Source organism: Streptomyces sp. NPDC047981, from assembly GCF_040653315.1.
Lineage (GTDB): Bacteria > Actinomycetota > Actinomycetes > Streptomycetales > Streptomycetaceae > Streptomyces.
In genome coordinates this window covers 81,439-94,916 of record NZ_JBEZNQ010000013.1, presented here as the reverse complement: position 1 = coordinate 94,916, position 13,478 = coordinate 81,439, and the positions used below count along the sequence as shown (strand labels likewise).

The 13,478-nt window shown below is 72.8% G+C and carries 10 protein-coding genes; 2 read left to right on the top strand and 8 right to left on the bottom strand.

Going from position 1 to position 13,478, the window contains the following annotated elements:
- Positions 1-161: 161 nt before the first annotated feature.
- Entirely contained in the window at positions 162-3,950 is a 3,789-nt protein-coding gene (locus AB0E14_RS10830) for a PAS domain-containing protein (protein WP_362414778.1), read from the top strand.
- Between the two features lie 153 nt (positions 3,951-4,103).
- Here the strand turns inward: AB0E14_RS10830 and AB0E14_RS10825 are convergent, their stop codons facing one another.
- The 8 genes from AB0E14_RS10825 to AB0E14_RS10790 form a co-directional block, all read right to left on the bottom strand.
- Entirely contained in the window at positions 4,104-5,750 is a 1,647-nt protein-coding gene (locus AB0E14_RS10825) for a long-chain fatty acid--CoA ligase (protein WP_362414776.1), read from the bottom strand.
- A gap of 230 nt (positions 5,751-5,980) precedes the next feature.
- The gene (locus AB0E14_RS10820) at positions 5,981-6,529 is read right to left on the bottom strand and encodes a SigE family RNA polymerase sigma factor (protein WP_362414774.1); all 549 of its coding nucleotides are present in this window, start codon (positions 6,527-6,529) and stop codon (positions 5,981-5,983) included.
- A 189-nt stretch (positions 6,530-6,718) separates the two neighbouring features.
- Positions 6,719-7,888 (bottom strand): lipid-transfer protein, encoded by a 1,170-nt coding sequence (locus AB0E14_RS10815; protein ID WP_362414772.1) that lies wholly within the window; start codon positions 7,886-7,888, stop codon positions 6,719-6,721.
- Entirely contained in the window at positions 7,885-8,295 is a 411-nt protein-coding gene (locus tag AB0E14_RS10810; protein WP_362414850.1) for a MaoC/PaaZ C-terminal domain-containing protein, read from the bottom strand. The genes AB0E14_RS10815 and AB0E14_RS10810 overlap by 4 nt, the downstream gene beginning before the upstream one ends.
- Before the next feature lie 50 nt (positions 8,296-8,345).
- The gene (locus AB0E14_RS10805; protein WP_362414769.1) at positions 8,346-9,443 is read right to left on the bottom strand and encodes an acyl-CoA dehydrogenase family protein; all 1,098 of its coding nucleotides are present in this window, start codon (positions 9,441-9,443) and stop codon (positions 8,346-8,348) included.
- Between the two features lies 1 nt (position 9,444).
- Positions 9,445-10,431, bottom strand: a complete 987-nt coding sequence (locus AB0E14_RS10800) for a bifunctional MaoC family dehydratase N-terminal/OB-fold nucleic acid binding domain-containing protein (protein WP_362414767.1) — start codon at positions 10,429-10,431, stop codon at positions 9,445-9,447.
- Positions 10,428-11,594 carry an acyl-CoA dehydrogenase family protein gene (locus AB0E14_RS10795; protein WP_362414764.1) on the bottom strand — a complete coding sequence of 389 codons (1,167 nt, stop codon included), beginning with the start codon at positions 11,592-11,594 and terminating at the stop codon, positions 10,428-10,430. Before AB0E14_RS10795 ends, AB0E14_RS10800 begins: the two co-directional genes overlap by 4 nt.
- Before the next feature lie 261 nt (positions 11,595-11,855).
- A complete protein-coding gene (locus AB0E14_RS10790) occupies positions 11,856-12,164 on the bottom strand; it encodes a hypothetical protein (protein ID WP_362414762.1) in 309 nt (102 codons plus the stop codon).
- Positions 12,165-12,506: 342 nt separating this feature from the next.
- On the opposite strand from AB0E14_RS10790, the gene AB0E14_RS10785 reads away from it, so the two are divergent.
- Positions 12,507-13,445, top strand: coding sequence for a bifunctional DNA primase/polymerase (locus AB0E14_RS10785; RefSeq protein ID WP_362414760.1), 939 nt, complete (start codon positions 12,507-12,509; stop codon positions 13,443-13,445).
- The last annotated feature ends 33 nt before the right edge of the window (positions 13,446-13,478 follow it).

The window sequence follows — 13,478 nt, the reverse complement described above, 5'->3', positions numbered from 1 at the left end:
TGCAACCGTCCCCCGAGCCCGCCGGGCCTGCCCTTAGACTCCCCTCAGTGACAGGCTGCGGCCCGACGGGCAAGATGGGGCGGGCCGGCCGCCGGCCGGGCAGAGCGCAGTGAGCAAGGCGCAGTGAGCAAGGTGCAGTGGGTCAGGGAGGAAGCGTCGTCGTGAGCAGCAGGCCATCCCGAGGCGCTGCTCGCCTCGCAGCCATACTTGACGCCCTCCCCGACGGCCTCGTGCTCGTCAACTGCAACGGCACGGTCGTCAACGCCAACACCATCGCCCTCGGCATGTTCGAGACCCCCGGCACCGCACTGGTCGGGCGCGGGCTGCTCGACCTGCTCCCCGAGTTCGACTCGCGGCTGATCCCCGGCTCCATGCGGCGCCCCGAGGGCGCCGACGAGCACGGCCGGACGAAGCCCACCCGGATGATCGCCCGCAGGACCGACGGCGGCGAGTTCGCGGTCGAGGTGACCAGCGCCAGCCTGGAGGACGGCCGCGAGGCCTACGACTCGTACACCTCCTACACCGGCGACGAGCTGCTCATGCTCGTCGTCCGCGACCTCACCGGCACGCTCGACACCGAGGCCGAACTCGCCCGCTCCCAGCGCCAGACCGAGATGATCCTGCGCGCGGCCGCCGAGGGCGTCGTCGGCACCGACACCGACGGGCGGATCGTCCTCGTCAACCCCGCCGCCGCGCAGATCCTCGGCTACCGCGCCAGCGACCTCGGCGGCAAGGAGCTGCACACGCTGATCCTGCACTCGCGCGCGGACGGCGAGCCGTTCCCGTACGAGGGCTCCCCGCTCGCCGACACCCTCAAGTCCGGGCGCAAGCACCGGGTCCGTGGGCAGGTGCTGTGGGCGAAGAACGGCTCCCAGGTACCGGTCGACCTCACCACCGCGCCGGTACGCGACGGCGACCAGCTCGTCGGCGCGGTGATGACCTTCACCGACCGCAGGCCGTACGAGCAGCTCACCGACGAGCACACGAGCGCCCTCACCACGCTCACCGAGCAGCACGCCGCCGAACTCGCCGAGCTGAAGCAGAGCCACGAGGAACGGGCGAAGGACGAGAAGGAGCGGTACGAGTCCCTGGCCGCCCGGTACGAATCCCTCACCGCCCGCAACGAGCAGCTGACGGCCGTCCTCGGCGAGTCCCTGCGCGGGCCGCTGGAGGAGCTGCGTACGGAGCTGTCCTCCCTCGCCGCCGACGACGCCGGGCAGCTGTGGCCCGAGGCCAACCAGCTCCTGCACCACCTGGCCGCCGGCTACGCCCGGATGACCACCCTCGTCGACAACGTCCTCGGCTACCAGCGGCTGAACTCCGGTGCGGAGTCGCTCACCAAGTCCGTCGTCCTCCTCGACGGGGTCGTCACGGCAGGCGTCGACGGGGCCGTGGAACTCATCGGGCCCGGCCGCGTCCAGTTCGCCGTGCACGCCCCGCCGATCGAGGCCGAGGTGGACGCGGGTCGCCTCGCGACCGCGCTCGCGCATCTCGTCGCGGACGTCGCCGGGGTCGACTCGACCGGCAAGGCCCGGGTCGTACCGGGTGCCGGGTACACCGACTCGACGATCGTGGTCGCCGCCGCGCAGCGCGGTGACGTCGTCCGCATCGAGGTCCGGGGGCCGTACGCCGGTGGCGACCCGGTCCACCAGCCCATCGTGCGCGGCATCGTCGGCGCCCACGACGGCGTCGTGCAGACGCACGAGGTGCCGGGGATGAGCGGCATCGCGTACGTCCTGGAGGTGCCGCTCGGCGCCGGCAAGGGCACGATCACGCCTCCGCCCGCCCCGCCCGCCTCGCCCGCCTCGCCCGCCTCGCCCGCCTCGCCCGCCTCGCCCACCTCGCCCACCTCGCCCGCTCAGGCTCCCTCTCCGGCTCCGTCTCCGGCTGCTTCGGAGACTCCCGCCTCCGCCGACGGGGGCGCGCTCGCGCTGCCCGCGCAGGCCTCGGACACCAACGGCGGCGGACGGCGCCGCGCCCGGCGTGCCTCCACGGACGCGTTCCTGGCGAGCCCGATGGGCGGGGGAGCGGATGCCACGCCCGCCGCCGGTACGGGTGCGGCCGTCGAACCGACCGGGCGGCGCCGTGGGCGTACGGAGGAGGCCGCGGCCGGCCCCGCCGAACTGATCCCCGCGCAGAACGCCGGCGCGCCCGCCGCCCTCGAACCGACCGGGCGTCGGCGCGGGCGGCCCGCCGAGGGCGCCGTGGTGACCGCGTCGGAGGGTGCCCAGGGCCGGGCCGCGCTCGGCGACGCCGTGCCCCCGCAGGGTGTACCGGTACCGGCTCAGGGCGCCCCCGCCGAGGCTCCCGCCCTCGCCCGGGCCCTGCCCGCCGCGACGGGTGGCGAGGACGCGGCCCAGCAGCCCACCGGGCGGCGCGCCCGCCGCGCACTGGCGGCCCAGGAGCGGAACACCGCCGCCGAGGCCGGTCCGCGTACGCCGTTCGCCCTGCCACCGGCCGAGGCCGACCGCGCCCCGGAGCCCCAGGCGTCCACGCCGATGCCGATGCCCATGGCGATGCCGATGCCCGCTTCGGCGCCGATGCCCGCGCCCATGCCGCTGCCCGTGGACGACGAGGGGCGCCACGACGCCGTACGGTCCGAGCCCGAGGCCGACCACACCCCGCCGCAGCCCCACCCGCTGCCCGAACCGACCGGCCGCCGCCGCAACCCGAACGCGTCCCAGGACACCCCTGCGGCTACCAGTACCGGTACGGGTACGGGATCCGTGCCGCTGCCGCCGGAGATGCCCGCGCCCGCCGCGGCCGCCGCACTTGCCCCGGTCGCCTCGGTCGCTCCGGCCGCTCCGGCCGCTCCGCCGAAGGACGCGTCGCTGGGCGGGCGGGCGTTCAGCGTGCGGACGCTCGGACAGGGGGTGCCGTTCGCCCAGCAGGCAGGCGTCCAGCCGAACGGCCAGACCAGCCAGAACGGCCAGACCAGCCAGAACGGCTCGACCGGCACCGCCAACGGCTCCGGACGGCGCCGCAAGCTGGCCACCCCGCCCGAGGGCGACCGCACGCCCGCGGCCGTGGTCGAGGCGTCCTCCGCGGAGCCCGCGGCCAAGCCGCACCCGCAGCCGAAGCTCGCCCCGGCGGCGCCCGAAGGGCGCGCGTACGCGATAGGAGCCCCCGCCGAGGGCTCCGCCGAAGGCCCCGAGCCGCTCGACGGTCCCGGCGGCGCGGTCGAGGTCTCCAACCAGCCGCCGCCCCGGCCCGTCGACGACGAGCTGCCCCCTGAGCCCCTGGACAACCCGCGTCGGCTCCTCGTCTGGCCCGCCCCGGACGTCCAGACCCAGCAGGCGCTGAGCGACCGGGGCTACCGTCCCGTGATCGTCCACTCCCGCGAGGAGGTCGACGCCCAGATCGCCGCCTTCCCGGCCGCGCTCTTCGTCGACCCGCTGACCGGGCCGATCACCCGTACCGCGCTCCAGTCCCTCCGCCAGGCCGCCGTCGCCGCCGAGGTGCCCGTCCTGCTGGCGGCCGGTCTCGGGCAGGCGACCCGGGAGGCGGCGTACGGCGCCGATCCCGCCGTACTCCTCAAGGCGCTGGCGCCCCGCGACAGCGAGCAGCACCCGTCGCGCGTGCTGCTCATCGAGGAGAACGAGGACATCGCGCAGGCGCTCGCCGCGACCCTGGAGCGGCGCGGAATGCAGGTGGCGCGGGCGTCCGCGGACACCGACGCGGTCACGCTGGCCACGCAGATCCGGCCGAACCTGGTGGTGATGGACCTGATGCAGGTGCGCCGCCGCCGGGCCGGGATCATCGACTGGCTGCGCGCGAACGGGCAGCTGAACCACACCCCGCTCGTCGTCTACACCTCCACCGGCCTCGACGAGGAGGAGCTGCCGAAGCTGTCGTCGGGCGAGACCGTCCTCTTCCTGGCCGAGCGGTCGACGAGCGCGGAGGTCCAGTCCCGGATCGTCGACCTGCTGGCGAAGATCGGCACCAACTGAGCGGCCCTCGCCGCCGAGAGGCACCACGTACGGGAGCACCACATACGGGAGCAGCACGTACGGGAGCAGCACGTACGGGAGCAGCACGTACGAGAAGGGGAGCGGCCGGTGGGCCGCTCCCCTTCTCGCTCCATGGGTGCTCGCGCGTCGGTACTACACCTCGGAGACGGCCAGCTCGCCGTCCGCGTACTGCCTGCGGATCACCTTCTTGTCGAACTTGCCGACGCTCGTCTTCGGCACCGCCGGGACCAGGGCCCAGCGCTCCGGCAGCTGCCACTTGGCGATCGACTCGGCGAGGAACTCCTTGAGCGACTCGTACGTCGCCGTCGAACCCTCCTTGAGGACGACGGTCGCCAACGGGCGCTCGCCCCACTTCTCGTCCGGGACGGCGACGACGGCCGCTTCGGCGACCTCGGGGTGCGCCATGATCGCGTTCTCCAGCTCGACCGACGAGATCCACTCGCCGCCGGACTTGATGACGTCCTTGGCACGGTCGGTGAGGGTGAGGTAGCCGTCCGGGCTGATCACGCCGACGTCGCCGGTCTTCAGCCAGCCGTCCTCGCTGAACTTGTCGGCCGGACGGTCCGGCTCGCCGTCGATCCCACCGAAGTACGCGCCCGCGATCCAGGTACCGCGCACCTCCAGCTCACCGGCCGACTCGCCGTCCCAGGGCAGCCGTTCGCCGGCGGGGCCGACCAGGCGGGCCTCGACGCCCGCGGGGAAGCGGCCCTGCGTGATGCGGTACGGCCACTCCTCCTCGGCGGACAGACCGGCCGGCGGGTGGGCCATCGTGCCGAGCGGGGAGGTCTCCGTCATGCCCCAGGCATGGAAGAGGCGGACGCCGAGCCGGTCGTACGCCTCCATGAGGGAGGGCGGACAGGCGGCGCCGCCGATGGTGACCTGCCGCATGGAGGAGAGGTCGCGGGGGTTGGCGGTGACCTCGGCGAGCAGGCCCTGCCAGATGGTGGGGACGGCGGCGGCGTGGCTCGGCTTCTCGCGCTCGATCATGTCGGCGAGCGGGGCGGGCTGGAGGAAGCGGTCCGGCATGAGCATGTTGATGCCGGTCATGAACGTGGCGTGCGGCAGGCCCCAGGCGTTGACGTGGAACTGCGGGACGACGACGAGCGTCGTGTCACGGTCCGTCAGACCCATCGACTCGGCCATGTTGACCTGCATGGAGTGCAGGTAGATCGAGCGGTGGGAGTAGACGACACCCTTGGGGTCGCCGGTGGTGCCGGAGGTGTAGCACATGGCGGCGGCCGAACGCTCGTCGAGCTCGGGCCAGTCGAAGGTGGTGGGGCGGCCCGCGATCAGCTCTTCGTAGTCGTGCACGCGGGGCGTCACGCCGTCGAGGACGGAACGGTCGCCGGGGCCCGCGACCACGATGTGCTCGATGGTCGGCAGGTGCGGGAGGAGCGGGGCGAGGAGCGGGAGCAGCGTGCCGTTGACGATGACGACCCGGTCGACGGCGTGGTTGACGATGAAGACCAACTGCTCCGGGGGAAGCCGCAGGTTGAGGGTGTGCAGGACCGCGCCCATGGAGGGGATCGCGAAGTACGCCTCGACATGCTGGGCGTTGTTCCACATGAGTGTCGCGACACGCTGGTCGCCGGTGACTCCGAGCTCGTCGCGCAGGGCGTTCGCCAGCTGGGTCGCGCGTGCGCCCGTCTCCGCGAAGGTCTGACGGTGCGGCTCGGGCTCCCCGGTCCAGGTGGTGATGACGGACTTCCCGTGGATCGTCATCCCGTGGTTCAGGATGCGGCTCACAGTCAGCTGTACGTCCTGCATGGTGCTCAGCACGGCGTCCTCCCGGTGGGCGCTACGTGGCAGTGGTAGGGGTGTGCAGATTCTGCGCACATACCACGCGGTATGTCACTACCCGGGAGTACGTAAATTGCCAGCGATCACTGGCAGAGGCGGGCGGGCGCCCGGCGGACGACGCCCGGCGAGGGCCCGGCGACCCGGCGAGGACCCGGCGAGGGCCCGGCGAGGACCGTCACCGCAGGATTCGCCGCACGGTCACCACACGGTCACCGCACCGGGGCCAGCTCCGGGTCCTCGCGGAGCTTGCCGAGGGCGCGCGAGACCGCGCTCTTGACCGTGCCGATCGAGACCCCGAGCACCTCGGCCGTCTGGGCCTCGCTGAGGTCCTCGTAGTACCGCAGGACGACCATCGCGCGCTGGCGGTCGGGGAGCTTCATCACCGCACGCCACATGGCGTCGTGCAGCACCTGCCGCTCGGCCGGGTCGGGCTCGGGCAGCCCGGTCGGCTCCGGCAGCTCCTCGCACGCGAACTCGTCGACCTTGCGCTTGCGCCACTGGGACGTACGGGTGTTCAGCAGCGCGCGCCGGACGTAGCCGTCCAGGGCGCGATGGTCCTCGATCCGCTCCCAGGCGACGAACGTCTTGGTCAGCGCGGTCTGCAGCAGGTCCTCGGCGTCCGACGGGTTCGCGGTCAGCGAGCGGGCGGTACGGAGCAGCACGGGCCCCCGAGCCCGTACGTAGGACGAGAACGACGGGTAGCCGGCGGCGGCCGTGGAGGCGCCGACGCAGACGGGGCCGGAAGGTGGCGGAGTCATGACTCCACGCTAGGAGCGGGCACCTGGCGACGGATCGGCCCCAGGTCCCGAACCGCACTCCCCCTCAGGTTGTAGGGGTAGGGACTGCTGGACCTCCTGAAGGTGGAGGGCGGGCGACGCCCCAGTAGGGGTCCGCCCGTCCCGGCCCGCCCCCACCCACCGGCCGTCCGCCACCAGCCCCCACCGGGGTCAGGGCTCGTCCGCCGCCAGGATCAGTCCCGAGGTCGGGACCCCGGTGCCCGCCGTGACCAGCGTCCTGGCGGCGCCCGGTATCTGGTTCACCGCGGTGCCCCGCACCTGGCGTACGGCCTCGGCGATGCCGTTCATCCCGTGGAGGTACGCCTCCCCCAGCTGCCCGCCGTGCGTGTTCAGCGGAAGGGCGTCCGCCGCGACGAAGTCGGCCGCCTCCCCCGGTCCGCAGAACCCGAACTCCTCCAGCTGCATGAGTACGAACGGGGTGAAGTGGTCGTAGAGGATGCCGACGTCGATGTCACCGGGCGCGAGTCCGGAGGTCTGCCACAGCTGCCTGGCGACCACTCCCATCTCGGGCAGGCCGGTCAGCTCGTCGCGATAGAAGCTGGTCATCGCCTCCTGGGCGCGGCCGGCCCCCTGGGCGGCGGCGACGATCACAGCGGGTGGGTGGCGCAGGTCGCGGGCGCGCTCGGCGGAAGTGACGACGATCGCCTGGCCGCCGTCGGTCTCCTGGCAGCAGTCGAGAAGCCGGAGCGGCTCGACGATCCAGCGCGAGGCCGCGTGATCGGCCAGGGTGATCGGTTTGCCGTGGAAGTACGCGGCGGGGTTGGTGGCCGCCCACCGGCGGTCCGTGACGGCGACGTGCCCGAACGCGTCCGGCGTCAGACCGTACGTGTGGAGGTACCGCTGGGCGATCATCGCGACCCAGGACGCCGGGGTGAGCAGCCCGAACGGCAGCTGCCAGCCCAGCGCGGCGCCCTCGGCGGAGGGCTCGCGCTGCTGGACCCCCGAGCCGAAGCGGCGCCCCGAGCGTTCGTTGAACGCGCGGTAGCAGACGACGACTTCGGCGACCCCGGTGGCGACGGCGAGGGCGGCCTGCTGGACCGTGGCGCAGGCGGCGCCGCCTCCGTAGTGGACCCGGGAGAAGAAGGACAGCTCGCCGATGCCGACCGCCTGGGCGACGGTGATCTCCGGGTTGGTGTCCATGGTGAAGGTGACCATGCCGTCGACGTCCGCGGGGGTGAGACCGGCGTCGTCGAGGGCCGCGCCCACCGCCTCCACGGCCAGTTTGAGCTCGCTGCGGCCCGAGTCCTTGGAGAACTCGGTCGCGCCGATCCCCGCGACGGCGGCCCGGCCCCCGAGCAGGTCGCGCTTACGGAGGCTCATGCCCCCACCTCCGGCAGGGTGACCGTCACCGTGCCGGTGACGTGGTGGCCGAGCCCGTTGGCGCCGACCACCCGCACCTGCGCCGTGACACCGTCGACCTCGGTGACCGTCCCGGTCAACGTCATCGTGTCTCCGGGGTAGTTGGGCGCGCCGAGCCGTATCGCGACCTTGCGCAACACCGCGCCCGGGCCGAGTCGGTCGGTGATGTACCGCCCCACCAGGCCGTTGGTCGTCAGGATGTTCATGAAGATGTCGGGGGAACCCTTCGCCCTGGCCAGTTCGGCGTCGTGGTGCACGTCCTGGTAATCGCGGGAGGCGACCGCCCCGGCGACGATCAGGGTGCGGGTGATCGGGACGACCAGCGGCGCCAAGGCGTACCCGGGCTGCACGGACTGCACGGGCTCCATGGCCTTCGTTGGCCTCGTGGGCTCCATGGGCCTCGTGGGCTTCGTGGGCTTCATGAGGGCTCTTCCTTCGCGATCAGGTCGCCCAGTTCGGCGAGGAGTTCGGTGCCGCAGCCGAGGTACGCGTCGAGCTGGCGGCCCCAGAGGAAGTGCCGGTGGACGGGGTGGTCCAGATCGGCTCCCATGCCGCCGTGCAGGTGCTGACCCGCGTGCACGACCCGCTTCCCCGCCTCCGAGGCCCACCAGGCGGCGGTCAGCGCGTGTTCCTCGGCCGGCAGGCCCTCGTCGTGGCGCCAGGCGGCCTCGTAGGCGGTCACTCTGATCGCCTCGGTGTCCATGTGGGCGTCGGCGGCCCGGAGCTGGACGGCCTGGTGGGTGGAGAGAGGCCGGCCGAACTGCTCCCGTACCGAGGTGTACGCCACGGCCCGGGCGAGCGACCCGGCGCATACGCCGGCCTGGAGCCCCGCGAACACGATCCTGGCCATCGTCAGGACGTCCGCGCACGCATCCCTATCCCCGATGCGCTCCCCGCGCGCGCCGTCGAGGACGAGCCGCCCGGCCGCCCAGGGCGCGGTGAGCTCGACGGGCTCCACCGCGACCGCGGCTCCCACGGCCGCCCCCGCCGCCGTGGACCCGGCCCCGGACGTGGACCCTGCCCCGGCCCCGGACGCGGGCACAGGCACGAGCCAGAGCGCCGCTTCCTGATCGGGTACGAGGACGTGCGTGGCGTCCCTGAGCCAGGGCACCCACGCCACCGTCCCCGTGAGCAGGCCGTCCGCTCCGGCCCGTACGTGTCCGGTGGGCGGGAAGGCTCCGGTCGCCACCGCCGTACCGTCCCGGAGGTCCGGCAGCAGCCGCGCCCGCTGCTCGTCGGTACCGTGCCGGGCGACGGCGAGGAGGCCGAACACGCAGCTCGCGGCGAACGGCACCTGCGCCGTCACCCACCCCTGCTCCTCCGCGAGCAGCACGAGGCCGACCAGCCCGATCTCCTCGACGGCCCCGGGCAGGCCGGCCGCGCACAGGGCCTTCCACAGCTCACCGTCCGTACCCGTGCCGGCCGACGCGAGCCGCTCGTGCGTGGCGAGATCGCCGAAGATCCGTGCCGCCAGCTCCTGGGCCGCGCCCTGCTCCTCCGTGGGTGTGAAGTCCATGTCAGCCATCCCCGCCGTCCTGCGCCCGGAACACGGGCAGCTCCAACTCCTCGTCCACGCGGAGGAACTCCAGCCGGACCGGCATCCCGATCCGGACCTTGTCGTACGGCACCCCGACCACGTTGCTGATCATCCGTACGCCTTCGGCCAGTTCGATCAGGCCCACCGCATAGGGCGGGTCGAAGGCCGGGAAGGGCGGGTGGTGCATCACCACGTACGAGAAGACGGTCCCCGCCCCGCTCGCCTCGACGGTGTCCCACTCCTGCGAGCCGCAGCCGTTGCACCCCGGCAGCCAGGGGAAGCGGAGCGTCGCGCAGCCGGTGCAGCGCTGGATCAGCAGCCGGTGCGCCGCCACGCCCTCCCAGAACCCCGCGTTGTCCCGGTTGATCACCGGCCGGGGCCGACGGGCGGCCGGCGCGCCGGTCCGCTGCGGCTTCGCGGGCGCCTGCGCCGCCACCGCCACCGCCGGCGCGTACTTGAGGATCCGGAACCGGTGGGTGCCCGCCAGTTCGCCGTCGGCGTGGATGTCCATGCGGGTCGTCACGAAGTGCCCGGTACCGAGCTTGGTGGTCTTGCGTGCCGACACCGATTCGATGACCGCGTCGAAGGTGATCGCGTCGCCCGGCCGCAGCGGCCGCACGTACTCCTGCTCGCAGTCGGTGGCGACGACGGACGTGCAGCCCGCCTCGTCGAGGAGCGCGAGCAGTTCGTCGTAGGCCCCGGAGCGGTCGCTGTGGCCGGACAGACCGCCCATCGTCCAGGCCTGGAGCATCGTCGGCGGCGCGACGGCGTCAGGACCCCGGTACGCCGGGTCGGTGTCGCCCATCGCCTCGCACCAGTGCCTGATCATCGCCTCGTTGACCAGGTCCTTGCCCACGCCCGCGGTGGCGGCGGGCTGCCCTTCGTACGCCCTGAGCCGCTCGTGGAAACCGGCGAGGTCGAGGCCGGTGGGACCGCGACCGGCTTCTCCGTTCCGACCGTCCCTCATCGCCGCCCCCTTCCCTTCATGCCGAGTCGCATCGTCGCGACGATCTCGCGCTGCACCTCGCTCACCCCTCCCCCGAAGGTGTTGATCTGCGCGGCGCGGTTCATCCGCTCGAGCTCACCGCCGTCGAACTCTCCCGGCGACCCCGCCCTCACCAGTCCCGCTCCGCCCGCGATCTCCTGACATATTCGGTACACCTCCACCGCCGATTCGGTTCCCGCGAACTTCACGCCGCTGGCGTCCCCCGGGGCCAGCCGGCCCGCCCCCACATCCCCCACCAAACGCCAGTTGAGCAGGCGTGTTGCCGCGAGCCGGGCATGCGCCTCGGCGGCCCGAATCCGCACCCACGGCTCGTCAACACGCCGTCGCCCCGTCACCGGATCGGGTGTGCGCGCCCGGCGTAGCGCGGCGGCGTAGAAGTCCTCGGCCTGCATCCCGATGGCCGCGAGGGCGACCCGTTCGTGGTTGAGCTGGTTGGTGATCAGCCCCCAGCCGCCGTTCTCCGGCCCGACGAGGTTCCCCGCGGGAACGCGGATGCCGTCGTAGTACGTCGCGGTCGTCGTCAGCCCGCCGACCGTCTCGATCGGGGTCCAGGAGAAGCCGGGGGCGTCCGTCGGGACCAGGACGATGGAGATGCCCCGGTGCTGCGGGGCGCCGGGGTCGGTGCGGCAGGCGAGCCAGATCCAGTCGGCGTTCTGGGCGTTCGAGGTGAAGATCTTCTGCCCGTCGATCAGCCAGGAGTCGCCGTCCCGTACGGCCTTCGTACGGAGCGAGGCCAGGTCGGTACCGGCCTCGGGCTCGCTGTACCCGATGGCGAACACGGTCTCGCCGCGCAGGATCCGGGGAAGGAAGTACGCCTTCTGCTGCTCGGTCCCGTACTTCATCAGGGTCGGGCCGACGGTGTTGAGCGTGACCATGGAGACGGGGGCACCGGCACGGTACGCCTCGTCGAAGAAGACGAACTGCTCGTCCGGGCCTCGGCCCTGACCTCCGTACTCCTCCGGCCAGCCGAGCCCGAGCATGCCGTCCCGGCCGATGCGCCGCAGCAGAGTGCGCTGCGCGGCGGTGTCGGCGGCGGGCGGCGGCCCGTCGGGCATCACGTCACGGAAGTACGCGCGGAGTTCGGCGCGCAGCCTGAGCTGCCGCTCGGTCGGGGCGAGGTGCACGGCGACGGCCTCCCGGGGGTACGACTAAGGTTTCTGACTGTCCGTCAGATCCCGGGATCCTGTCAAGGTCACGGACCGCTCAGGGCATTGGGCCCCGACCCAGCAACCGCGAATACACCCACGCCCACCCACACCCACACCCACGACGGCAACACCCGCACACGACAGCGGCCCGCGTGCCGGTGCCGAAGCACCGTCACGCGGGCCGCCTTCACCCCGCCGTCGTCGTTCCCCCCGTCGGGCCGGACCCCAGCTGTGGGACTAGAACCACCAGGGGTAGAAGTTGACCGTGGCGTTCGACTGCTCGATGTTCGTGAAAGCCGAGCCGTTCACGCTCGCGGTGTTGTTCTGATTGGAGGCACCGGAGCCGGTGGCCACCTGCTGCGTGGTGGTCGAGTTGCCGAAGTTGTCGCCACCCACGCCGCTGCCGATGATGGAGGCGACGCTCGTGTTCGATCCGTCGTCCGCGAAGCCGCCGTTGTCGGCCTGGGCCACGCCGGTGAAAAGTGCGGCGGCCAGGGGCAGCGCGGCGGCGGCGGCGAGAACGCGGGCGGTACGGATGCTTGCCATGTCATTTCCTCCGTGAGCTGAGCTGAACTGAAGCTGTGAAGTACGGCTTATTTCAAGGCGGTTGGCCGACCGCCTCGGTCGTTGTGCTCGACGTCGCGACTCCAGAGTTGCCCACACAATCCCCGGCGAACCACCCCTCAGCGGCCAATTCCCCCTCAAGCGTGATGACAAGTCGATAAACCACCTTCGCACCCCGAAAGGCGCAGCTCACCCGCGGGACGGCGGCCGTGCGCCACCCGGAGCGAGGCGCAGCAAGGGAGGAAGCGTTCCGGCAGATTTTCAGCCAATCCTCCCGACCCCTCCCCCCTTCCCTTACTCGAACGCGTGTACGAAACTAGTCGTATGGCCACCTTCGACCGGCGCTCCGCCACCCTGGCCCTCGCCCACGCGCTGTCAGCGGCAGAGCGCGGGCTCCCCGTCATCCCCCTGTCCGCCACCAAGCTCCCCGCCATCCGCTCCCCGCACCGGGACGACCCGCACCCCGTCGGCTGCCACGGGGAGTGCGGGCGCCCCGGGCACGGCGTGCACGACGCGACCACCGACCTCGCGGAGGTACGGGCACTGTTCGCCGCCGCCCCCTGGGCCACCGGCTACGGCATCGCGTGCGGGCGCCCGCCGTTCCACCTGATCGGGGTCGACCTCGACGTCAAGCACGCGGACGCGCCCGCGGACGTCACGGCCGAGCTGCGCCACCTGGCGCTCGAACACCTCTTCACGCTGCCGCCCACGGTCACCGTGCTCACTCCGAGCGGAGGCCGGCACCTGTGGCTGACGGGCCCGCCGGACGTCGTCGTCCCGAACTCGGCGAGCCGTCTCGCCCCCGGCATCGACATCCGCGGCACCGGCGGCTACCTCGTGGGACCGGGCTCGGTCACCGCCAAGGGCGCGTACAGGCTGGCACCGGGCAGCGAACACCTCGACCCGGCGCCGTGCCCCCGCCCGCTCCTGGCCCTGATCGCGCCGCCCCCAGCACCCCCACGGTCCCGCGCGGCCCACACACCCGGCACACCCCCTGGCCAAGCCCACGGCCACGGCCAGGGCAGGGGCCTGGTCCACTTCGTCCGCACGGCCCACGAGGGCCAGCGCAACACGCGCCTCTTCTGGGCGGCCTGCCGCGCCTACGAGAACGGCCTCGGCGACTCGCTCACCGAAGCGCTCACCACAGCGGCCGTCCACACGGGCCTGACCGAACACGAGGCCCGCACCACCATCCAGTCGGCGGCCCGCCTGACCCAGCACACCGAGACCTCACCGCCCCCGCCCCGGGAGCGCGCTCTCTGAACGAGGAAATCCCCTCGCGCGCGGCTCTACCGC

What these genes read in the sequence shown, in the direction of transcription:
- AB0E14_RS10820 (WP_362414774.1), bottom strand. Translation starts at nt 6,529, where the DNA reads ATGACTCCGCCACCTTCCGGCCCCGTCTGCGTCGGCGCCTCCACGGCC.
- AB0E14_RS10815 (WP_362414772.1), bottom strand. Translation starts at nt 7,888, where the DNA reads ATGAGCCTCCGTAAGCGCGACCTGCTCGGGGGCCGGGCCGCCGTCGCG.
- AB0E14_RS10810 (WP_362414850.1), bottom strand. Translation starts at nt 8,295, where the DNA reads ATGGAGCCCGTGCAGTCCGTGCAGCCCGGGTACGCCTTGGCGCCGCTG.
- AB0E14_RS10805 (WP_362414769.1), bottom strand. Translation starts at nt 9,443, where the DNA reads ATGGACTTCACACCCACGGAGGAGCAGGGCGCGGCCCAGGAGCTGGCG.
- AB0E14_RS10800 (WP_362414767.1), bottom strand. Translation starts at nt 10,431, where the DNA reads ATGAGGGACGGTCGGAACGGAGAAGCCGGTCGCGGTCCCACCGGCCTC.
- AB0E14_RS10790 (WP_362414762.1), bottom strand. Translation starts at nt 12,164, where the DNA reads ATGGCAAGCATCCGTACCGCCCGCGTTCTCGCCGCCGCCGCCGCGCTG.
- AB0E14_RS10785 (WP_362414760.1), top strand. Translation starts at nt 12,507, where the DNA reads ATGGCCACCTTCGACCGGCGCTCCGCCACCCTGGCCCTCGCCCACGCG.